We start from the raw sequence: 24,172 nt of genomic DNA on the forward strand, positions 1-24,172 counted from the left end.
GCAAAGAGAGGGGCTATATGGACGAGAAGATGAGAATAATCGGAAGACAGATGGGAATAAGAATGGGAATTCTTATGAGCTTTTTTATGGCAATCATCGGCCCGTTGTCAGCGGGACATCTGACAATTCCGGGTTTCATATCCGGCTTTATAATAAGCTCGATAATCAGCATTATCATCGGACTTATTATTCCGGTGGGGAAAGTAACCGGAGCTGTCTGTAAAAAGCTGAAACTTGAAAGAGGTAAGCTGCTGACAAGGATAGTGGAGAGCCTGATTTCCGATATCATTTATACTCCGGTCATGACCCTTGCCATGGTGGCGTTTGCCTACAATATGGCTATGAGACAAAGCGGAGGAATGGCGCAGATCTCATTTTTGCCCATGTTTTTGCATTCATGTATCATTTGCTTTGTGGTTGCCTTTTTCCTGATACTCATTTTCCAACCTCTGTTTATGAAGATGCTTATGAAGAAAAATGGGCTGGAATAAATTGTCTGATTTTCAAGATGATAAAAAATATTACATAAATATTTCGCAAAATTACGAAAACGATAAAAAAGTATTGATTTTTGTAAAAAAATAAATATAATTGTAATATGTAAGGGAACAATAATAGAGGATGGGTGATGACATCATTCCAAAAAAAAGATTGGTTACAGGAACTGACGATAAAATTCGTACGATTCTTGTGACCAATTTTATTTTTATTGAATGATTAAGGGATGTTTTATAGATAAAGAACAGTGGGATGCTATATAATTGAATTAATGAATGTATTTGTGCGGTTTTTCAGAAATGGTTGGTGGAATATGGAAGATAAACTTAGCATTGAATTAAAAGAAACATACCTTTATGAATACCAATTTGCTGATTGGGAAGAACTCAATGAGGATATTCTCAAAGATGATGATACACCGTCAGAAATTCTGGATATTCTATATGAAGCTAATAAGACGGACTTAAGAGTTCTGAGGGGGATAGCAATACATCGAAAGGCTTCTCCTTCGCTTTTGAAGACGCTGGCTAATAATGAAAATGACGCGGTAAGGTGGGGCGTGGCGGAAAACTTAAGTACACCTAAGGAGGTTTTGCGTAAACTGGCAGGTGACAAAAGTGAAGTTATCCGTTACAGAGTTGCGCTTAATCCGAATACGTCGGAAGCCGTGTTCTTAATGTTTCTAACTGATGAGAGCAAAATAGTGCGAAGCGGGGTTGCGGCAAATGAAAATGCTACGGAAGAAATGCTATCAAAACTTTCTCATGATGTGGAGAAGACTGTACGCCTTGCAGTAGCAGAAAACGGAAATACACCTTCTGAAATATTGAGCGCTCTTGCCACTGATGATGACAGGAATGTCAGGGCAGCAGTTGTAACTAATCCAAACGTCAATGAAGAAATACTTATAAGCCTGGCATCAGACGAAAGTACGGCTGTTAGAGAAGCGGTAGCTAAGAATAAGAAGACGCCACCGGATGTATTAAAGAAGCTTATTAGAGATAATGAGATAGTTGTAAGAAACGGTGTCGCTGCAAACGAGAGTACCCCGGTGGACCAGCTGATGGAGCTCGCAAATGACCAGAAACAGTCTATTCGTACTGCAGTAGCCGGGAATGCTAATTCATCTGAAGCAATATTAAGGTATCTGTCAGATGATGGCGATGCATACGTGAGAAAAGCTGTTGCAAGTAACCGAAACACCCCTGAGATAGTTTTAGGAAGACTTTCAAAGGATGATGACTGGAGAGTGTGTGAAAAGGTAGCCAAGAATCCTAGCTCACCTCCCGATGTGCTATGGTTTCTTGCCGATTACAGAGATGGTTATGTACGAAAAGCTGTTGCAAGCAATAAGAACGCTCCGCCTGAAGTTCTTGTCAGACTTTCAGAGGATGATGAGTGGCTGGTTCGTGAGAATGTTGCCAAGAACGTTAATGCACCGCCGGAAGCACTTATGAAAATGAGAAATGACGAAGATCTGCGTGTAACAAGGCTGATTGTAAAGAATCCAAATATGACAACGGATGACCTGACCTGCCTTGCTGTATCCAGAAATTTCAGACTGAGATATAAGGCATGTGTTCAACTTCTGAAACGTGCCGGGGAATAGAGCTCTTGTAAAATTTATAAATTTTTTACATTTTGTAATAATATTTCATTCCGTTTACACCATATGGAAGATGTTGTGGGAGGAAGTTTTCAGATAACAAGGTATAGTATCGGTTAAAGGATGCGAATTGTATAAAAATATAATAAATTTATACTATTTTTAGAATAATTCACTTAAGTATTCTTGCAATTATCCGATATAAGATATAGCATAAGACTATAAACATTATTTCATAGTTGGTTTTCAAGTTAGAAAAGGAGAAATGAAATGATTAAGAAAATGAGGGCGAAATTAAATGAAAAGAAGGGCTTCACACTTGCTGAACTCCTTATTGTAGTTGCGATCATAGCAGTACTGGTTGCTATTGCTATTCCGATATTTACAGCACAGTTAGAGAAGGCTAGAGAAGCTACAGATGCCGCAAATATTCGTGCTGCATACGCTGAGGTAGTAGCAGAAGCATTAACACAGACAACATCTGCGTCAGTTACGCGTACTGTGACACTTCAGCAGAAGCAGGATAATTGGCAGACATCTCCGGCTCCAAATCTTGCTGGTGGTGGACAAATATCTGGCGGAAGTCATGTTGATGCTTCTACAGAAGGCACACCAAAAGCAAGTGGAAGCTGCACAGTAACTTATACACCAGGTTCAGGGACAGGAACACCTGCAACTGCAGACACAGTTAAAATAGCGTTTAGCAACTAAAAAGGTATGTTGATCATAATAAAATCAGTTATTTCGCGATATTTAGAATCGTGATATAAAGGAAAAGGGACTGATACACGTGAAGGTGTTCAGTCTCTTTAAATTAATCAACGTAGTAATCATCTTTTTGCATTATTAGAGAATATATTGACCTAAAGTGGTGTTCATAAGAATGGAACTTAACAACTTCACTGATGCACCATTTTCTAATTAATATCTTTTTCAAATTCGACAAATCCAAACTGTGAAATAGGACCTTTCTGAAATATGCAGCGCAAATCTAGCAATATGATCTGCGAAATAGGAACTTTTAGATATGCGCAGCTCAAGTCCAGGAGTATAAGCTGCGAAGTAGAGGCTTTTGAAATACGCAGCACAAGTTCGGTAATGTGAGCTGCAAAATAGAGGCTTTTCGATATGCGCAGCACAAGTCCAACAATAAGAGCTGTGGAATAGAGATTTTTGAAATGCGCAGCACAAATCCAGCAATATGAGCTGCGAAATTACAACTTTCTGAAATACGCAGCCCACTATGCAACCGCAGTATAGCACATTTGTGCCTGCGTATAAGGTGTATGTAATTTGAAAATGGAATACAAGGTTACTGTTCAGACAGCTCTGCGCACTTGCTGCGCTGAGCGTGAGAATGTTCTACGTCTTGAATATAAGATTTGCCCCTTTGCCGAAGGCAACTGGAATGGGCAAATCCAGTTGCTGTGAGCACCGTAAGGTGTGAACAGTAACAATACAAGCTTTAATTCTCAATTCAATTAGCTGCGTGATTGATACTAATGCTTTAAAGGTGCTATAATACTGATAATTATATAATTATTATTTCGTCATTTATCGTACTCAGGACATTGCCTATGGACAAGATCAGAAATAGCAAAGGAATAGCCAGAGCAGTGGCAATACTCGCACTAATTGCCGCAGTACTTGTCGCTATTATTGTTTATAGGATTGTACGCATCAATACAGAGAAGCCTTTAGTGGAAATGGATGAGACAATAGTGATTTCTGCAGAGCGTGAAGCTCTTGTCAATTATCTTCAGGATGATTCTCTGACAGGGACTGTGGCGGTATTTGATATCGAGAGTAAAAAGTTCATAGAACCGGCAACAGCTAAGCAGACAGTTAAGCCCTATGGGAACTCAAAAGAGCATAAGGGAAAATATCTGTTAATTACATTTGGAGAAGACCATAGTATCTCTTCTAAATGGGTGGCACCGTAATTACTTTAGTTTGACATTTTTATCAGGGGGAAATATGCCAAAGAAGAGGATAGGTGACCTGCTTATTGAGCGAGGCCTAATTACTGAAAAAGAGCTTCAGTTTGCTTTGGATATGCAGAAGCAGACCCATGAAAAGCTAGGTGAAGTTCTGATCAACAACAGAATAGTCACTCCGGAAAACGTAGCAAAAACGCTTGCGGTGCAGATGGAGATTGACTACATTGACCTGGGAAAGGTGAGCATATCTCAGGATATGGCGAAGCTTGTGCAGAGAAATACTGCAAAGCAAAATCATCTTGTGCCTGTGCAAAAGAGAGGGGATTCGCTATTAGTAGCAATGGACGATCCCTTGAATTACTATGCTCTTGATGAAGTGCGCAAGGCTGTTAATCTTAAGATTGTGCCTCTGATTGCGACGCATGTGGCGGTTGAGAGAGCAATCAATACCCTCTATGGAAATGAAAATGCCAAGCAGGCTATTGCCGATTATAAGAGAGAGCTTGGAACAACTGATAATGATAATGAGCCTTCATTATCTCAGTTTGATTTTGTTATAACTTCTAATTCTATTAGCGGAGATGGGGAAGGTGCGCCCACCATCCGTCTTGTCAACTCGATCATTGAGCGTGCTGTTTCTGAGCGTGCTTCAGATATCCACTTTGAACCAAGAGAACATGATATGGATGTACGCATGCGTATTGACGGTGTGCTCAGAGAAGTACTGAGAGTACCTAAGGATGTAACTGTAGCAGTTATCGCCCGTATTAAAACCATGTCCGGAATGGATGTGGCAGAAAAAAGAATTCCACAGGATGGCAGATTTGCAGTAAGTGTCCTTGGCAAAAGTATCGACATGCGTGTATCCACACTTCCTATTGCCTGGGGCGAAAAGATAGTTTGCCGTCTTCTTGATAAATCCAGCACAGAAATAGATAAAGAAATGCTCGGACTGACTCCCGAGGATATGGAGAAGTACGAAAAGCTTATCCATTATAAAAATGGCGTTATGCTTCTTGTAGGACCTACCGGATCAGGTAAGACCACAACCATGTACGCTATGCTAAACGAATTAAATACAAGGGATGTAAACCTTGTAACCTTAGAGGACCCCATCGAATATAACATTGAGGGAATGAATCAGGTTCAGGTTAATCCCAAGACAAATATGACCTTTGCAAACGGACTTAGAGCAATACTTCGTCAGGACCCGGATATCGTATCAGTAGGTGAGATTCGTGACGGTGAGACAGCAGAGATTGCCTTAAGAGCTGCTCTTACCGGACGCTTTGTAATGAGTACCATCCACACAAATGATGCGGTTGGAGCCATAGACAGATTGATGGATATCGGTATCGAGCCATATCTGATATCGGCTACTTTAAGAGGTGTTATATCACAAAGACTTGTAAGGCGTGTATGTCCTTACTGCGGCGAAGATTATGAGCCCCAAAGTGATGAAGTAGAAAGGCTTGGTATAAAAATTGAACCCGGAACGAAGTTTAAATTCGGAAAGGGTTGCCAGCACTGCTTTAACACCGGATATTCCGGACGAATAGGTGTTTTTGAAATAATGATGATTACACCTGAAGTCAGGGACCTTATCTATAAGAGAGCCGGCAGAACTGAGATTGAAAAGGCGCTTAAGAAAGAAGGAACAGGTTTTGTATCACTTAGAGAAGCAGGAGCAAAGCTTGTTCTTGCGGGTGTAACCACAACCTATGAAGTAATGAGAGTAGTAAACGAAAGCGACTAAGGTTTTTAGATTTATATGAGGGATATGCCATGACGACGATAGATGAACTGGTAGCCAGAGCAAAGTCAGAAGGGGCATCTGATATACATATTATATGCGGACTTCCGCCAAAGTACAGGAAGGGCGGAGACCTTGAAGATATGGAGAGCGAGCCTGTAAGTAAGGAGGAGTGCCTTGATTTGGCAAGAAAACTTGCAGGTTCTGAGGAAGCTTTTAATGAGCTTATGTCAGTAGGAGAGCTTGACGCTGCAGATACGTTTGCAGATAACAGATGCCGTATCCATCTCTTTAAGCAGCAGGGAGTTCCGTCCCTGGCACTTAGAATACTTTCGGAGAGAATCCCGGAGCTTTCAACCTTGGGGCTTCCGCTGGCAGTGCTTGATCTTCCGAAATTACACAAGGGAATTGTACTTGTTACAGGTGAGACAGGCTCAGGTAAATCAACAACCCTGGCAGCAATCCTTGATAACATCAATCATAACTACAGGAGACATATAGTAACTCTTGAAGACCCGGTTGAATATATGTACAAACCGGATTTATGTGCAATCAATCAAAGAGAAGTAGGCAAGGATACTCAAAGCTTTGCCATGGGACTCAGGGCATCGCTCCGTGAAGATCCCAACGTAATTCTCATTGGTGAAATGCGAGACAGAGACACAATAGAAACTGCCATAACGGCAGCAGAGACAGGACATCTTGTTTTTGGAACCCTGCATACAGGAAGCGCAGCTGATTCCATAGACCGTATGGTGCAGGTATTTCCTGAAGCGGCGCAGCAGCAGATAAGGCTGCAGCTTTCCATGGTATTACAGGCGGTGCTTACGCAGCAGCTCATTCAGAAAAAGGGCGGAGGCAGAGCACTCGCATCAGAATACATGATAGTCACTGATGCTATAAGGAATCTCATCAGAACAGGAAATACACCTCAGATAGCTAATGCAGTTGCAACAAGTGCAGAGCTTGGGGGACAGACAATGGATCAGTCCATAGTAATGCTCGTTAGAAAGGGGCTTATCACAAGGGAAAATGCACTTCATTATGCTGTAAATAAAGACTTTGTAACCAGAAATATGAATTAAAGTCAGAGGGGAATTATGAACAGCTACAAGTATACAGCGCTTACAACTTCAGGCGATAAAGTAGAGGGAATGCTGGAGGCGATTGACCAGCTTGAAGCTACAGCTAAGATAAGACAACAGTATAACGTGGTTCTCTCAATTAAGGAGATACACGGGAGTAGTGCCGAACTTCCGGATATTCTGGGGGCTGAAATCGGTGGAAAAAAGCTTGATCCCAAAGCTTTTACTCTCATGTGCAGCCAGTTTGCGACTATCCTCTCTGCAGGTATACCTATATCCAGAGCAGTTAAACTCATAAGAGATAAAACCACAAACAAGACTCTGAAAAATATGCTGACCAAGGTATTTGCGGATGTTGAAGCAGGACGATCACTATCAGCAGCATTTAATGAGCATGGTGGCGGAACGCTTCCCGCAACTTTCTGCGAAACCTTAAGAGCAGGGGAAGAAGCCGGTGATCTTGCCAACTCATTTGATTCTATTTACAAACACTTTGACAAGCAGACCAAGATGGGTGCCAAGGTCAGAAGTGCCATGGGCTATCCTTTGTTCGTATTATTTGTAGCGGTTGTGGTTGTAATTGTCCTCATGGTAAAGGTTGTACCTACATTTACGGCTATCTTTGAGGAAATCGGAAGTGAACTTCCGCTCATTACAAGAATGCTTATTGGGATATCCAACTTTTTCAGCAAATATATTCTAGTGATTGTCTTCGTATTTGCGGTACTTGTAGTGGCATATCTTTTGTATAAAAGAACACCAAAGGGAGCAAGAAAACTTGCTGAGATCCAGCTAAAGCTTCCGGTTCTTGGAAATATTGCAGAGCTTAATGCGGCAAGTCTTTTTGCCAATACAATGGCTACCATGATAGGTTCGGGACTTCCTGTAACGAAAGCTGTAAGCATAACCTCAAAGGTTATGACAAATGAAGTTTATAAGGAAGAAATTGCCGCAATGGTGGGCAAGATCGAGGAAGGTAAGACAGTAGTAGATACCATGCGTGATATTGAAGTCATGCCGGATATACTGACAGATATGGTAGGCGTGGGTGAAGAAACCGGTGAGATGAAGCACACCATGGACGTTGTAGCAAAGTATTATGACAGTGAACTTGAACAGGCTGTAGCAAAAGCAATAGCAATGCTGGAGCCGGCGCTTCTAATATTCATAGCGGTTATTGCGGGATTTATAGTAATAGCAATTTACATGGCTATGTTTACCATGTATCAGGGGATGTGATTTGGCAGAGTTTATTTATTACATTGTATGCATATCTCTATTCGGACTTGTTTTTGGATCCTTTTTAAACTGCATGGCTATGCGGATTGTCAGGAAAGAGGATTTCGTAAAAGGAAGAAGTCACTGTATGGAATGCGGGCATGAGCTTTCAGCAGCTGATCTTATACCGGTTTTCAGTTACGTGTTCAGCCGCGGAAAGTGCAGATACTGCGGAAAGAAAATTTCAATAAGATATCCTCTTGCAGAGCTGACCTTCATGCTACTGTCGATAATCCTGTTTCTCCATACGGGGGCTGACTGGATAACCTTTTTCAAAGAGTGGATTCTGACAGGATGCCTGTTTGCCATAGCATTAACTGACCTTGAATCCTATGAAATACCGGACATGCTGCTTATAGTAGCGCTTATAAGCTGGATATGCTTTTCAGTAGTGGAATTCATACTTGGAATAAGCAGTATAAAGTTCATTATACAAAGTATCCTTACAGGACTGCTTTTTGGAGCGGCGATACTGATAATAAGTCTTGTAATGGACAAACTACTAAAAAAGGACAGTCTTGGAGGCGGAGATATTAAACTATTTGCACTTCTTGGAGTATATCTGGGATTTGCTAAAACCTACGAACTTATAATTTTGTCCTGTATTTTGGGACTGATATTTGCATTTTTAAGAAAAAGAATAGATAAATCGGCATCACAGGAATTTCCACTTGGTCCTGCGATTGCTGCTTCAGCTTATATTTTACTTATTGTTGGAGACGCCGTAACAGCCTGGTATTTGACGCTGCTATGAGAGGGGTAAACTGATGGCAAAGAATCAGGGCATATTAGGAATAAGTGTTTCACATGGAAGACTTGCGCTGACCTTGATGAAGGGCGGGGTGGTACGTAAGTCTTACTGGGAAGAAATACCCGCAAACGTAGTTGAGGGTAATAGAATCCTGTCACAGAACCTTTTTGCTGAATTCCTCAGGGAACAGATGAAGGACAAGGGAATAAAGTGCAAAAACGCAGCTTACGTTATAGCAGATAGCGACATTTTTGTGCGAAAGATTTCCATGCCCTTAATTGATGATGAGCAGCTTCGTTACAATATACCCTTTGAGTTCAGGGACTTTATTCAGGGAGAGCTTAATCAGTACGTATTTGATTATGTAAAAAGACAGAGCGATGAAGATGAGGCTTCAACTATAAATCTTCTGGCTTATGCGGTTCCCCTTGAACTTTTGACAACTATTCGTGAGACTTTGAAGCTGGTGGGATTAAAGCTTATAAAGGCGCTGCCTGAGACATCTGTTTATGAGACTCTTCTTAGTACTTTGGGAGATGAAGAAGAAGTAAAAAAGGAAAGATGTTTCATGGATATCGGCCGCCGTGCCATCAGAATGATGATATTCAAAAACGGAGAGTTTAAGCTTTCACACATGATCGATATCGGTGAGGATCATGTTATACAGGCTCTTGCAGATGAGCTGAATGTAGATACTCATCTTGCACTTACTTATCTAAGAAATGGCTACAACGAATGTGACAGGCTTCCTGCCGCGATAAATGCCTACAAGGATATTTCCATAGAAGTTTTAAAGGGGCTGAATTTCTATGAAATGTCCGATATGACTTCAAGACTTAAGGATGTGGTTCTCTGCGGAACAGGTGCCATGACAGAGCCTCTGGTTGAGATATTAAAAGAGCGAGTTGATAAAAACGTTCAGACAATGGACGAGCTGTTTCCTAAATACAATCAGAGAAAGGAAATAAATGTTACTTACGGATCTGTAGGAATTATCCTGAGCGATGCCGTAGGTGTTACCACAAAGAATAATCTCGCTGTTGCGGGTGTTAAGAAAAGAACTAATATATGGATCATAATTGCTTCAGTAGTCGCTGCGATTGCTGTGCTGGCTGTAATTGGTAAGTTAACTTTCCTTGACAGGGTGGGTGTACTTATAGCTGAGAGATATAAAGCCCAGCTCATCCAGGATCAGATAGATTCGATAAGCTCACTTATAGAGGGTGCCGGGGATCTCAAAAATGAGTATTACCACTACACCTGGGATACCATGAACGAAGAGGAACGAGGGAGGATTAGCCGCCTTGATGCCGCAAAACTCGTGGATCTTATTGGAAAACAGGGTATGAAGGTCACATACATGGACCTTGTAAAGGGTGCGATGACAATTGATCTTACTGCTAAAAATCTGGAGGATGTAAGTAAGCTTACGTTACAACTAAATGAGCAGGATATAGTTGAGAGCTGTTCTGTAGTATCAGCCAAGACCATAGAGGATGATGAAAAAACGGAGGAAGTTGAGTCGGGGGTAAATGCTGAGATTAAAGTATATTTGATTACGAAGTCTTCTGAAGAGGAGTGATAACGTGAACATACTAAACAGAGCTTTTACTAAAAATGAAAAAATACTTTTGGTCATTCTTCTGCTTGTCATAATCGGAGCAGGGTATTATCTGTTTGTCTCGACTCCTATTGAGCAGTCTATAGAAGCAGCAAGGAAGGAGCAGAATTCTCTGAATGTAGAACTGCAGGCTACTCAGGATAAGATAAAAAGCATGGAAGCTATGTCCGATGACATAAATACCAATAAGAAGGCGGAGCTTAGCTACCTGCCAAGCTACAACGCAGGAAAGAAGGAGCTTGATTTCCTTCACGATACTTTGAATAAGACAATGGATTACTCAGTAAGGTTTACAGACATTACAAGAGAGGGCGATCTTATCAGGCGTATGTGGGAGATGACCTTCACTGTGCGAAACTACGCAGAAGCAGAGAGAATCATTAAGAAACTTGAGGAAAGTGAAAACAGATGTCTCATAGAGGACATGGTTGTAACTCCATATAAGCTCAAAACAAACCTAAATGACAATGAAGTAACAGTAAAGCTCACCGGAGCATTTTATGAAACAATGCATGATGGCGTTCCGGATAAAGAGCTTCCCGAGGACTCTCTTAAGGATAACACATGAAGCATTTTCTAAATGAAAAAGCAATTTTGAAAAAACTTAATAACCGCGGTGCTTCTATTGTAGTGGCGCTGGTTGTTTTCATAGTCTGCTCTTTTGTTGCTCTTGCAATAGTAAATTCAGCAATATTGAACGCTCAGAGAACAATGGCTGAAAAAAGGGAAGAGATAGCATATGCCGCAACCACTAAGGCTATGGATCTGATAAGAGAGTGCATAAAAGACGATGCCAGCTATAGATATGAAGCGGGTGTGAGTTCCACACAGCCCACTGATTCAAATGAGCCCATAATAGAGGGTTTTGATAATAAGCTTGGCGAGACTATAAAGCTTATGGCGGATTCAGTAGCAGCGGGTGGAGGAAAGACAACTAAGACAATAACTTTTAGTAGTGCAGGTGTAGAGGATAAACTCAAGGGAACACTTAAGGGAAGAATAACGATGTACCCCAGTTACACGATAACCATTGATGTTTATATAAAGGGTAATAGCGGTTCTGCACTTGCAGATTATCCGCTTACTTTAACAATACCGGGATCATCAGAGATCGTTAAGGAAGATACTCTTGGAACGAAGACAAACGTTGGAAGCTATACAACAAAAGATATTAAGTATATTTCATGGTCCAAGAGCGGAATGTACGTGATAAGCAAAAAGTCGGATGCATAAGGGTTTTAGATTGGTATGAGAGTGGCAGAAAGACTAAGGGCAAAACTAAATAATCATCTTGGCGAGTCTCTTGGTGAAACTCTTGTGGCGCTTTTGATCGCCGCTCTTGCACTTACTATGCTTCCGGGGGCAATGGCTGCTGCAACCAGGGCAGATCTGGCGGCAAAGAAAGAATCCGTATACTATGAGGATTCCGGCAATGGTGCAGGATATGACAATGGGGTTACTGTTTCTGGTTTTACTATAGACCAATAAAAAACACGGAATGAAAATTATAAGAAGATTGACTGATAAATTGCATAAGAAGCTAAAAAGTGCAGGCAGTAAGGGCTTTTCAATCGCTGAAATGTTGTTCGCCGTGTTGATACTGCTTCTGGCTTCGCAGCTAATAGCGGAGTCCATGAGGCTGGCGGCGGCACATTACATTGATTATACGAACCATGCACATGCACAGATGATAATGTCTACGCTCTCCGATTTTGTAAGGTCTGAGATTACAACTGCCAGTGAAATAGATGATTCCTCGGGGGATATCACTTTCATTGACGGAAGCGGACTTATAGGTGGGCGATGCAAAATAGTAGATGGAACATCGATTTATCTGCAAAATCTGAAGGATACTAATAAAAAGTATTATCCTATCGTGGGAACTGAAGGTGGAAGTCCACACGATTATGCAGAGAAATTGGAGATAGATGCAGTATTTGAAAAAAGTGAAGAACCTACAAAACAAGATCCTAACTGGAAGTTTGAACTGAGCATAGAGGTATTTGATAAAAAGGGTAATTCACTGACAAAGGGTAAGTATGAGATTACTGTACCCGGTGAAGTAAAACAATGATTTTCTTAGGGATTTGCTCAAAATTTTAAGACTTGGGAGATGAGGGGTATGATTAAAGTGAATACTATGGGGACTTCTAGAAAAGGTCGTAATAAAGCTATATCCGGCTTTACTCTTGCAGAGATTCTGATTGCACTTGGAATTCTCCTGATTTTGATGGCTGTCGGTGTTATTGCCGGCACAAGAATAATAAGAAATACGAGACAGTCTCACCTTGATAAAAGAGCTGAGGCTGTTTACTATGCTGCTCAGAGCCGGATGATGGAGCTCTTTGTAACTCAGGAAAAAGTTGAAGAAGAGATTACCAAGGATGGAAAGACCGTAACAGTATCAGTTGTGGATGAGCTGTATAACGGAAATAAATTTGATTATAACGGTAAAGAGCTTGGTTATGTTACTTCTGATGATTCCGGAAGTATTGTTTTCAAGGATAATACCCTTAGCTCTGAAGTTGGCGGATCCAATGTAATTATTGAGTATGATCCCATAAGTCTTGATGTATATGCTGTAATTCTAAGCGATACCCCGGATAAAGGTGGAACATCCCTTGCAGGTCTTACAGGCCAGGGAAGCGGTGCTCCTGTAAGAGGAACTGCTCAGGATAGAATAGACGCATACAAGGGGTATGTAGGTTATTATGCTGAGGGTGATAATGGTGCTCTTGGTGCTAAGTCTGACAGCGGATTATCTGCAGGTGCATGGATCGTAAACGGAAGAGATCTTTTAGGTATAGTAAAGATCACTGTTGATAAGGAGACAAAGGATCTTTTAACAAACCTTACCTACAAACTTACGGTGAGAGGTCCTAAGACCGGAACCGGAGAAAACGAGACATACACAGAACTTAACATTACAGGAAGAGATATTGTATGGCAGAACTATCAGGGTGGACCTGATAACAATTACCTTAACATGACAGGAGCTGGAGTGGGGTCAGGTCAGAGGCATACTGTTAATGATGGAAGTCTGCAGGCAAACTGGTTTGGCGATGTTTCAAACTCAGCGGATACCTATGGACTTATTGGATATATAAAACTGGATTCGCTTGATAAGGATTATAGATTAAGTGATCTTCTTGCTGCAGGAATTCCCGTAGAAGGCCATGGAGGCGAGATTAAGCCCGGACAGGATATCAGTATATCCATAAAAGTATGGGATTCTGATTCTGCTGATGGACTCTCACAGCAGACCAGAAGTGCAACAGCTGTTTCCAATATTGAAAACAGTTTATTTGGCGACTTTGATTATAAGAATAATTTAAGCGTTGCTGAGATTATTTATCCTAGACATTTACAGAATCTTGATTATGAATATGCAAAGGCAGAAGCAGCAAATGCTGATGGTGCTCCTGCAAACGGTGCAAAGATAGCAGCTGTCCTGGCTGAAGATATAGACTGGTCTGAGGAAGCGAATAAATATAACAGTAATGTCAGGAATTTTACGCCCATTTCGAATCCGCAGCTTGTTTCATTTACCGGAGAGAGAGTTGAGCTGCAGCCTTCTACTACACAGCCGATTATCGATCAGTTAGCTGCTGTAGCTATTGCTGCTCCTGAAAATGTTACTGCAGTAAATCCTGAATATGGAAATGGAGCTGATACTCCTTCAGCAAATAAGTTCCATGTGATTGAGAATATAAGAATTGATACGACGGATACCAACTATGAAATAGTAGGTACTGACAAAAATGCCGGTCTTTTCGGAAATCAGGCAGGGATTACTATTGCAAATCTTGTGCTCAGAAAATTCGATATAAAGCACACCGAAGGAACTGAACCCATAGGTATGCTTGCAAGTAAATTAACAGATACATCAACTGTTAAAAATATCTATGTCTACAATAAACCTGATGATGCAATTACAAATGGATTAAATGGATCCGGCAATATTGGCGGTGTTATTGGCGAGGCTGATACTCTTACATTAGATGGAGTAGTAGTAAAGAATCTTTGCGTAAATTCAACAAGTGGTGCAGCAGGAGCACTTTTAGGAAAAGGAACCAGCACAAATAATATAAAAAATGCTCTTGCTTACAACGGTATGACACCTTCAACTGGAATTGCAGATCCTGATTCTAATACTGACCCTAATGCCGGAGCAGGTACAGGAACCGGTAATGAAGGTGGGACTGCTACTACAGGAGAAGATTCGCTTGGAACAACTGCTGATATAGATGATTCAGGATATGAGATAGTAGGTGCGCAGGCAGCAGGCGGCCTTATAGGAGAAAATGCAGGCGGAACCATCGAGGGTTGTGGCGCAGCATTATATGTCAGATCAACAGCAGGAAATGCCGGCGGTCTTGTTGGTACGCTTGGAGGAGGTAGTGTTAAAAACAGTTACTCCGGCGGACATACCATAACTGTAGATGGAAGAGCGGGAATATATAGTGATGAGACTTCAGGAGAGGGAAGAATAAATGTGCTTGGAACTAACGCCGGTGGTCTTATCGGATCATCTGCAGGGAGTATTGATGCGAGCTATTCTACCTGCTCTGCAGCAGGTTCATCAGCAACCGGAGGTATTGCGGGATCAGCATCAGGCAGCATAAATAATTCGTATGCAGTTGGACGTGTTTTGATGGGTTCAAATCCGGGAGCACTGGTTGGTGCCTCATCAGCAAACCTTACGAACAATTATTATATAAGTCTGATTAATGAATCCTATGATACTACTGCGGATGAATTTGTTTACCTGTATGGTATAGGTGGGGCTACAGAAGAGGTTACCGGTGCAGTAGCTGTAGATGTGGATGAAGAAAATGACGGAGCTGAAGGAATTGCCAAGTATAACCAGTTCATGGTAGATGCATCAGGTTTTCCCAGTGAAGATAATGCAGGTCCTTATGATATGACCTATAAGACCTATGGTATGAAGACCACTGATGATCTTGCAAGCACCAGTGACTGCTTCTTTGCGAAATCACATTATGGAGACTGGCCGGTTCCTGAACATATTATTTATAATGATTCCTCAGGATCAGCAAGAAACAGAGATAGAAGAAACTTCTTTGTCATTAACGCAATGGCTATGAGTGAGGATACCGGTGGGAACACTGAAACTGTAACAACATCTGAGACTGCGGCAAGTGAGGAAGCATCTTCTTCATCTCAGGAAGAAGTGGTACAGGAGCCTCAGGAGACACAAGAAACACAGGAAGCACAGGAATCTGCAGAGCAGGCAAGTGAAGAGACTACGCAGCCTCAGACTGAGGATACATCCTCTAATGCTGAGGAGGGAGAATCAGCACAAAGTAATGAGAGTGATGCAGCAAATTCCGGAGAAACCACACAGGAAGATGCAAGCGAAAACGAATCAGCCGGTTCACAGGAAGGAGAGAGTGCTGAAAATAAAAATGAAGAAGCTGTAGTACCCGAGAAAGAGACAGCTTCCACAGAAAATGCAGATGATTCCTCAAAAGAGGCTACAAGTGATTCATCAGATAGTTCAAGTGAATCATCTACTTCAGATGCAACAACACAGGATGATACTACAACTGAAACTGTTGAGGAAAAGACAACTTCAGATGATATCCCTGAAAAAGAAAAGGAAGCAGATCTTGAAGAAGCCGCTGACAAAAAGGAAAAGGATTCTAAAGACTCAGAAAAGAAGGAGAAAGAAGCTACAGAAGAACTGATTGCAGCAGGAGAGCTTTATTCACCAGAAGAGATGGTCAAGCTCATATATGGTGAAGATGCAGAAATACCTGAAGGCGCAGAAGTACAGGTAGTAGAACTTACTCCTGATGATGAAAAATATGAAGAGTATGTAAGCGGAGCAACAAATGCTCTTGAAATTGAGGGAGATACTGTAGCAAGTGTTAAGGTTCTTGATATTAAGATAATCAAGGACGGCGAGGAAATACAGCCTAAAGCTGCTGTAAATGTAGAACTTAATACAGAGCAGTTATACGAAAATAAGGAAGTGTACTCAGATGATGAGATACTTACCGTTCATTTTAATGAAGAAAATAATGAGGCTGAGGTAATTGAAACAGAAGTTAAGGTAAATGAGGAGGAGACAGAATCAGAGGTCAGTGAAGAAACTGAAGAGAATACAGCATTAACTGAAGCTGCCGACACAGTAAGCTTTGTAACTGATGGCTTCTCAGTATATGTTTTTGTACAGCCTGTAAAGGAAAAGGTTGTAACAGCATCTGATGGAAATGTTTATGACATATCCGTTACCTATGATAATGCTTCAGGTATTCCTGCAGGAGCTGAGCTCGTGGTGGATGAAATCGAGAAAGGCTCTGAAGGTTATGATAATTATGTAGAAGAAGGAAAAGCATGTCTTGGCATCGAAGGCAGGCTTATAACCTATGCACGCGCATTTGATATTTCTTTCGTAAACCCTGAGACAGGTGACAGGTATCAGCCCTCAAAGGATGTAAATGTATCCATAAAGCTGCTTCAGGATGATATGTCTGAGAATGAAGAAGACAGTATGATTTCTGTAGCTCATTTTGGAGAAGAGGCAGAGGCTGTCGGAATAGCTGTTGAAGATGGTGCAATTAAGTTCAATACCACAGGATTTTCAGTATATCTCGTTACACGTACTGTTAAGGAAAGAATAGTAGAATGCAGTGATGGCAGCACTTATAAGGTAACTGTGACCTATGATGGAAGTGCAGGTATACCCGGTGATGCAGAGCTGTTAGTAACAGAGATTGGAGAAGGAAGCGACAATTATGATAACTATGTTCAGATAAGCGCCAACCTTCAGGAAAAAGAGGTAGAGAGCTTTATATTTGCCCGTCCTTTTGACATAAAGCTTGTAAATTCTGAGACCGGAGAGGAATATCAGCCAAGAGAAGGCGTGCAGGTAAGCATGGAGCTCCTTGGAACAGAGCTTAGAGATGATGCTGATCTCTGCGTGGTTCATATTCCTGATGATGAAAATAATGCTAACATTGTAGATTTTGAGGTTAATGATGGTGCGATAGATTTCAGGACTGATGGTTTTTCAATATTTGTATATACCGAGAGCACATTCTTACGCACATATCGTTTCTTTAATTATGTCAGCAAAACCGACAGGCGTTATGTGGAGTATTCAATATTTACTGACGCCGGAAATACCACATTTACACAGAAGATCAAGAACAATGGCGAAGAAGTGATTGTACCAAGACTCCCTTCACTGGAAGGAAGCGACACCTCCACTTTTGCCGGATGGTATTTGGGAACAGATGTAACCAGTACAACCATTGAGGGAATTACATATTTCACACCGGCTACACTGGCTGATGATGAATTTGATTTTGATGTCATTCCTGAAGTAACACAGACTGAGACTATCTATCTGTTTGCCAAGTTTGCTGATTATGCATATGTCATTTTCCATGATCAGTATAATGGATCAAGCCAGTCATTCCCTGTAGCTCAGACAAGAAGGGGAGAGAAGATAAACGGAACAGCGGAAATAGAAATAGGAGATGTAAGCGTAGCTTATGATGATGGTTCTACAAGTGCTGAGAACACTGCACCCAGTTATGCATTTTACGGCTGGTCATATACCCCTATTACAACTCCGGGAAGTACTGTTGATGACGCGGGTAATCCTGTCTCCAGGATTCCAACAGACAGTATCAGCATTTCAGAGAAAACGGATCTGTATCCGATTTTCCAGTCGATATTCTGGCTGACATTTAGTGCAGGACCTACCGGATCAGGAGCTACTTATGTTCCTGCTAAGTATTACTACAGCGGTGAAGGCCCTTCTTCGCTTACAGTACCTGTTCGAAGTGGATATAACTTTGAAGGCTGGTATGCAGATGCTACAGTTAATGATCAAGGAATCGTTACAGCAGGTACAAGAATATCAGATGGTAATGGAGTTCTGATTAACGGTGCGACAGCTTCGACAGCATCTGTCAGTGGCGGAAAGCTTATGCTTTCTGGTAATACAAAGCTGACAGCGAACTGGTCTGAGGCACCGGTGCAGTATTCTATAGTTATTTGGAGGCAGAAGGCTACAGATGATATTAATCTACTGCCTGCTGCAAAGAGTTACGATTATGCAGAAACTATTGGCCTGGATGCTGGCACTGGAACAACGGTAAGTGTTCCTGCCCAGTATAGGTCATATTCAACAGGTGATTATGAAGGATTTACCTGTGGTCGCTATGATCCTGCAACTACTGTAGCAAGTGATGGATCTACTGTACTAAATGTATATTATGATAGAAATGTTCATACTCTTACATTTAAAGTTGGGGGCAATACTGTCAAAACTATCACTGCACTATTTGGGGCAAGTATAAAGGATAACTTTCCAATAGTTTCTCAGGGTGGAACGTCATACAATGGGTATAGATGGTCAGACCAATCAGGAAGAGTATACACTTATGTATTGGCTTCAATTGATACTATGCCAAATGCTGATGTTACTTTTGTTAACAGCGGAACTCCCGGGACAAGAAATACGCTCTATTATTATGTTGAGATTGGTGATCCATCAGAGAGTACAGGAACAACAAGGACATTTAATGGGAAGCTATATACTCTATATAAAACAGTTAATCATAATTTCAATTACTTAACTTATAATGAGGAATATCATCCGATAAGTGGTTATACAAGATCTTATACAAATGCTCAGCCAGCTTTCAATCCTTCAACAAATAGGGCTGATATAGGAACAAATAGAATTAATTACATATATTATGATAGAGATCAGTTTTCTATTGATTTTTACGACTCATATACAAGTGAACATGCTTATATTAATGGTGATTTTGAGGATACTGTATCAATAAAATACAATGAAGTAATTAAGAATTATCTACCGGATGATCCGTCGCCTATACAGATTGCTGGTGGAACAATTGCTTCAAGGGATGGATATAGTTTTACCGGCTGGTATACAGATAAAGAGTGTACAACAAGAGCATTTTTTGACGAGAACGATCCAGATTATCAAAAAGCTAAGCAAGAAGGAAAAAATCCTACGCTGTTTGATAGAATGCCTGCATATAATTTGAGATTTTATGCAGGCTGGGACGCTATATGGTACCTTATTCAGATAGATCCCAATAATGGACAGTTATCTGCTTCAGAGGCAACATGGTTCTGGGAGCCATATAACGGAGATCTTGTACAGGAGTACTCTGATGTTACAAGAGATTATGTAGAGTCAACTTCTGGTACATATTACTACGTTAATAAAAACAGGGCATACTATGGCTATCCTGACGAGTATGTTCCGAATGAATCTGATGACAGACGGGCATATTATACAGACAGCCTGGATGATGTAAAAGATTTCACAAGGTATAAGTATGCTCAAAATGCTTATAGGTATGCAGGCTGGTACGAAGTTGATGATAACGGAAATGAAACCCTGTATAACTTTAACAGTCCGGTAACCCATAATTTAAAACTGGTTCTTCATTGGAAAAAAATTGGAACATATTTTGTTCAGTACAATCCGGTTGTTGAGAAAGATGGCAGAACTCTTACCGGTACGATTGACAATGGTGATAGTAATGAACAGGTATTTGCAGAGCTCGACGGAGATGATTACTCTGATAATGCCAATGTTGTTGTAACAAGAACAGCGCATGCACCTGAAGGATATAACTTCGTTGGCTGGAGAATCAGAGGTGATGATTCGGGTAATATATACCGCCCGGGACAATCATTCATCATGAAGGCAAAGTATACGGTAACAGTTGGCGGAAATGAAATGATATATCTCGATGCCGTTTATACAAGAATAGGTACGGCTAAGATTATCTATGATGCAAACTATGGAGAAATTAATGAAAGCATAGTTGATTATGGAATGCCGACTGAATTTGATGCACCAACACCTTCAAGGGTGGTTGATTCGGCGGCAAAAACAGCAACTATTGCTCAACTGGTTAATAACAGCCCGATACGTTTGTCCAGTGGAAGAGGATTCGAATTCGGAACAGCAGAGCTAACAGGTTGGAATACAGCTCCGGACCGTTCAGGGGAACATTATGAATTAGGCGGAGAGTATTATGTCGACACAGAAGAACCCATAACCCTTTATGCAGAATGGAAGATAAAGGCTTATTTTGATAAAAACTGGCCAGAAGCAGGATGGGGTGGAGACTGGAATGACACTGACGAGCAAGGAAATCCTATATTTGCATATGATGATGAAAGTGGCAGATATTACACATATGTATATGTGAATAATACAGTGAGGGAACCTCAGTGCATCCCTGAATCTCCTGATCCTGAAAAGATGTTCTACTATTGGTCAAGGGAGAGATATACAGAGCATCCTGCGCAGTACAATTTCAGCACTCCTGTTACTGAGTCAAACTTTATTCTGCATGCTCATTGGGGAAATGTAAAAACGATACCTGCCCATGCAGTTGATACTTCAGCTGAGACCTTTGTTAAAAAGGATGATGAGTGGCTTGTGAACGGAAGACTGACCGTTGTGGATGTCAACAATGATGATGTATTCCTGGATACAGCTACTGATGTTGCACCTTATGTGCCAAATGTTACCGGTGATTATGAGTTTGCCTTTACATGCGTAAGTGACAGTACTCAGAATTGCTCCGAAGTTAATGCCATAAGCAAAGTATGGTACAACATCGATACGGCAAGCATTTATGTCACCTATAAGAATGGCTCCAGCGGAGAGCTTAATAGTGATGATGAGATTTACTTTGTGTACTTTAAGAATCCAAAGAATATAGATATTGGCTATGTCTGGATGGATACAAACAGGTCGATAAGTCCGGTTCAGGTAAATCAGAATGCACCGCTTACGGCTACGCTGGGTGAATACAGTGTTGATGGCAATATTACAGCACCGCTATCATATCAGACAACTACAGAGTATGGTTATTATGCCTATGCTATAGGCGGAACTAATGTATCTAATGACTCTGAATTAAAACTGATCACTAAGACATCAAACAGTAATAGTAACAGGCCGGTCCTTACTACCAAGAACTCCTGGAATGGTTTCAGGTATACGATTGATGGAACAGAATGGACCAATGTTGGCTATGATGCAAAGCTTTATGTAGTCTACTTTAATTCCATGCCATCAGTTCTGACACTTAAGGAAAGAACATTTGGTACACAAAATGACATGGAGGAGGAGTTTACATATACAGTCAAAATTGTAGAAAAAACAACGGTTACGGTACAGCAGATAAAAAGAACACGTTGGGCTAGTTTTTGGTCGTGGGGAGATTGGACAAATGACGGACCACCAGTAACAACTACTCCTGAAGGAGAGCCGTCAATTGAGACTTTAGTACTGAAGGATGATGAAAAAGAAACAATTTCGTTATTCTATGTTCCAACGATAGTTCAAAGAATTGAAAACTCTGTTAGTTCAAGTGCAACTACTCAAACCGGAGAAATTAGAAGTACTACAGTTTCACAGGTTATTACAATTACTCAGACAAAGAAAGATGACTTTACTGTTAATAACGATGCCACAGGAGATAATAAAGTAAACGAAAGAACATATACTTATACTACATCTGAGGAGAATTTGTTTGATAGTCCGTCAGTATTGTTCACGAATATCAGGAAAAAACGTAAGGTAGAGATCCATGTTGCTGTCATTGACGCAGACGATAATGGCGATACAACAATCATCCAAAGAGATGAAATGATGCGTACTGATGGTGAGGAAACCACTCAGAATAACAGCTTCGAGATAGAGATCAACTATCCTACCGGTGACCATACCAAGTTCTTTAACGCTGAGGGAATTTTTGAAGAGCTGCCTCCTATTGCTACAGATAGTACAGCAGGTGTTCTGAAGACAGGATTTGAAGGCTATGGCTTTGCAGGCGTAGCTTATGGCGAAGAAGACGGAAATGGAAAGGTAGAAATACAGTGGCCAAGGAGCAATCTTGACGGAATAAGTACAATCGAAAAGATAACCTATGGCAAGCTGTTTGAGGATAGGGAAAATATCTATGATCTTTACTTCAACGGCGACAGAACCTACAAGGTGGGCAGAGATTTCCAGGATACAGATGAAATGCCGGTATCCCGATTATATTATCTGTATTACCGGGTACCGAGGGTAGTATATGTTAAGGAAAGTGAAGGAGGTGTTCTTACCAGAGTAAAGGGATCGCTTGATGGAACCAATGTTGTGGATAACATAACCTATAACGGCAATGAGCAGACTATAGCAAGTGGACTTAACCTAGAATCAAACGAAGGTAAGGTTGTACAGGAACAGCTCCTTCCGGTAAGTACAGAGCTGTTTACGATTAGTCAGAGCTCTACGGACTTCTTTAATATGCTGCCGCTTATGGATGATGATACAAACAAACTGTATCTGACCTATTCTATGATTGGAATCGGTAAGTCTGCAGATATTACCAAGATCACTGATCTGAGCGATTATGTTGAAGTCGGAACAGGACCAAGTTATGCACCGCTGTATTTACAGAGTGTGGACAACCAGCTTAAATGGAGCAAGGATAATGTGACCTGGAACAATTTTGCAGGTGAAGTACCTACTATTTATGCTATTTATAAGGAAAAGGGATTCCATCTCAACCTGGCAAAGGTACTTAAAAACGGCTCCACTACAGGTAAAGACTTTAAGCTCAGGATCAGCTCACTTGCGATAATGGAATCAAGCTATGAAGTTGAAGGTACCGGCGCCGTAATAATAACTGCAACTCCGATATCAGTTGATAACGAGGGTCAAACGAAGCCAGGTACTATTGATATTACGGTTAAGAGTATAGGCGATATAGGTACTGAAGGAACTAATGGTAACACTGTAAGGAAAGAAGATATTCAAAACAGTGCGGTTGTTATAAAGGGCCTTGCCAAAGGTAAATATACCATCAGTGAGATTCTGACAGAAGGAAGTGGTTCCTACGAGCTTAATGCTGAGGCAGCAGATAACTGGGAAGATATTTGGGATGTATATGGAACTGAAAACGACTCTGATGAAGTGACAAGAATTAAGAAGGAAGATGTTGTTATAACGACGAAACCTGAAGGAAGATTTTTGACACTTCCGGAGCTTGATTTCACAGAACTCACCATTGTGGGTACCGGAGAAAATGCTGTTGCATCCAAGATGGTACTGCTTGCAAATACCTCAGACAAAACGAGAAGAATAATACTTCGTAAGGAAAACACAGGCACCAATAAACCGGTTTCGGGAGCAACCTTTGATATTTATTATTCTGATGGTTCGCTTTTCGAAGAAAATTGTGTAGCCGGTTCTGCAGGCGCATACTATGTAGGTGATATGCCGTATGGAACCTTCTATATCCATGAAAAGTCACCTTCAGTTGGATATTACCAGCTTAAGATTTATGACAAGGATGATGGAAGTGAACATGGCGTTGTTGAGCTTTCCACAGAAGCAAAACCATCAATAGAAGCATGGACAAATTAGTTTAAAAAAAGACTCCTCGGTACATTTGTACCGGGGAGTTTTCAGCTTCAGGATAGAGCCAGACTTATAATTATTGTGTGGGATAGACCGGCAAATGATCAGGATAGAGCAGAATTGGTTGTTTGCAATAGGATTAACTGTTATAATTTCCCTTATTTAAATTAAAGTCTGTTTATCAGCA

At 41.1% G+C, this 24,172-nt stretch carries 14 protein-coding genes; all 14 read left to right on the forward strand.

The features are described 5' to 3' along the window. The first annotated feature begins 17 nt into the window (after positions 1-17). The 14 genes from G622_RS0100565 to G622_RS0100630 all read left to right on the forward strand — a co-directional run bounded on the left by G622_RS0100565 (position 18) and on the right by G622_RS0100630 (position 23,991). The gene (locus G622_RS0100565; protein ID WP_026509066.1) at positions 18-491 is read left to right on the forward strand and encodes a hypothetical protein; all 474 of its coding nucleotides are present in this window, start codon (positions 18-20) and stop codon (positions 489-491) included. Positions 492-811: 320 nt separating this feature from the next. After that, a complete protein-coding gene (locus G622_RS0100570; protein WP_026509067.1) occupies positions 812-2,107 on the forward strand; it encodes a hypothetical protein in 1,296 nt (431 codons plus the stop codon). A gap of 267 nt (positions 2,108-2,374) precedes the next feature. Next, the gene (locus G622_RS24165) at positions 2,375-2,815 is read left to right on the forward strand and encodes a competence type IV pilus major pilin ComGC (protein WP_049945622.1); all 441 of its coding nucleotides are present in this window, start codon (positions 2,375-2,377) and stop codon (positions 2,813-2,815) included. 866 nt (positions 2,816-3,681) lie between these two features. Then, complete coding sequence (locus tag G622_RS0100580) at positions 3,682-4,047, forward strand: hypothetical protein (RefSeq protein WP_026509068.1); 366 nt, start codon at positions 3,682-3,684, stop codon at positions 4,045-4,047. 34 nt (positions 4,048-4,081) lie between these two features. Then, complete coding sequence (locus G622_RS0100585; RefSeq protein WP_026509069.1) at positions 4,082-5,800, forward strand: GspE/PulE family protein; 1,719 nt, start codon at positions 4,082-4,084, stop codon at positions 5,798-5,800. 29 nt (positions 5,801-5,829) lie between these two features. Next, complete coding sequence (locus G622_RS0100590) at positions 5,830-6,882, forward strand: type IV pilus twitching motility protein PilT (protein ID WP_026509070.1); 1,053 nt, start codon at positions 5,830-5,832, stop codon at positions 6,880-6,882. A 15-nt stretch (positions 6,883-6,897) separates the two neighbouring features. After that, positions 6,898-8,121, forward strand: coding sequence for a type II secretion system F family protein (locus tag G622_RS0100595; RefSeq protein ID WP_026509071.1), 1,224 nt, complete (start codon positions 6,898-6,900; stop codon positions 8,119-8,121). Between the two features lies 1 nt (position 8,122). Further along, positions 8,123-8,914, forward strand: a complete 792-nt coding sequence (locus G622_RS0100600) for a prepilin peptidase (RefSeq protein ID WP_026509072.1) — start codon at positions 8,123-8,125, stop codon at positions 8,912-8,914. 13 nt (positions 8,915-8,927) lie between these two features. Further along, a complete protein-coding gene (gene pilM / locus G622_RS0100605; RefSeq protein ID WP_026509073.1) occupies positions 8,928-10,493 on the forward strand; it encodes a pilus assembly protein PilM in 1,566 nt (521 codons plus the stop codon). Between the two features lie 4 nt (positions 10,494-10,497). Then, positions 10,498-11,100 (forward strand): hypothetical protein, encoded by a 603-nt coding sequence (locus G622_RS0100610; protein ID WP_026509074.1) that lies wholly within the window; start codon positions 10,498-10,500, stop codon positions 11,098-11,100. Further along, the gene (locus tag G622_RS0100615; protein WP_026509075.1) at positions 11,097-11,765 is read left to right on the forward strand and encodes a hypothetical protein; all 669 of its coding nucleotides are present in this window, start codon (positions 11,097-11,099) and stop codon (positions 11,763-11,765) included. The genes G622_RS0100610 and G622_RS0100615 overlap by 4 nt, the downstream gene beginning before the upstream one ends. Positions 11,766-11,780: 15 nt before the next feature. Continuing rightward, on the forward strand, positions 11,781-12,020 hold the full coding sequence (locus G622_RS0100620) for a hypothetical protein (RefSeq protein ID WP_026509076.1): 240 nt from the start codon (positions 11,781-11,783) through the stop codon (positions 12,018-12,020). Between the two features lie 40 nt (positions 12,021-12,060). Next, positions 12,061-12,606, forward strand: a complete 546-nt coding sequence (locus G622_RS0100625) for a hypothetical protein (protein ID WP_196814162.1) — start codon at positions 12,061-12,063, stop codon at positions 12,604-12,606. 48 nt (positions 12,607-12,654) lie between these two features. Then, a complete protein-coding gene (locus G622_RS0100630) occupies positions 12,655-23,991 on the forward strand; it encodes an InlB B-repeat-containing protein (RefSeq protein WP_026509078.1) in 11,337 nt (3,778 codons plus the stop codon). The last annotated feature ends 181 nt before the right edge of the window (positions 23,992-24,172 follow it).

Source organism: Butyrivibrio sp. LC3010 (assembly GCF_000424385.1).
Lineage (GTDB): Bacteria > Bacillota > Clostridia > Lachnospirales > Lachnospiraceae > Butyrivibrio.

What these genes read in the sequence shown, in the direction of transcription:
- G622_RS0100590 (WP_026509070.1), top strand. Translation starts at nt 5,830, where the DNA reads ATGACGACGATAGATGAACTGGTAGCCAGAGCAAAGTCAGAAGGGGCA.
- G622_RS0100630 (WP_026509078.1), top strand. Translation starts at nt 12,655, where the DNA reads ATGATTAAAGTGAATACTATGGGGACTTCTAGAAAAGGTCGTAATAAA.
- pilM (WP_026509073.1), top strand. Translation starts at nt 8,928, where the DNA reads ATGGCAAAGAATCAGGGCATATTAGGAATAAGTGTTTCACATGGAAGA.
- G622_RS0100585 (WP_026509069.1), top strand. Translation starts at nt 4,082, where the DNA reads ATGCCAAAGAAGAGGATAGGTGACCTGCTTATTGAGCGAGGCCTAATT.
- G622_RS0100580 (WP_026509068.1), top strand. Translation starts at nt 3,682, where the DNA reads ATGGACAAGATCAGAAATAGCAAAGGAATAGCCAGAGCAGTGGCAATA.
- G622_RS0100615 (WP_026509075.1), top strand. Translation starts at nt 11,097, where the DNA reads ATGAAGCATTTTCTAAATGAAAAAGCAATTTTGAAAAAACTTAATAAC.
- G622_RS0100570 (WP_026509067.1), top strand. Translation starts at nt 812, where the DNA reads ATGGAAGATAAACTTAGCATTGAATTAAAAGAAACATACCTTTATGAA.
- G622_RS0100620 (WP_026509076.1), top strand. Translation starts at nt 11,781, where the DNA reads ATGAGAGTGGCAGAAAGACTAAGGGCAAAACTAAATAATCATCTTGGC.
- G622_RS0100565 (WP_026509066.1), top strand. Translation starts at nt 18, where the DNA reads ATGGACGAGAAGATGAGAATAATCGGAAGACAGATGGGAATAAGAATG.
- G622_RS24165 (WP_049945622.1), top strand. Translation starts at nt 2,375, where the DNA reads ATGATTAAGAAAATGAGGGCGAAATTAAATGAAAAGAAGGGCTTCACA.
- G622_RS0100595 (WP_026509071.1), top strand. Translation starts at nt 6,898, where the DNA reads ATGAACAGCTACAAGTATACAGCGCTTACAACTTCAGGCGATAAAGTA.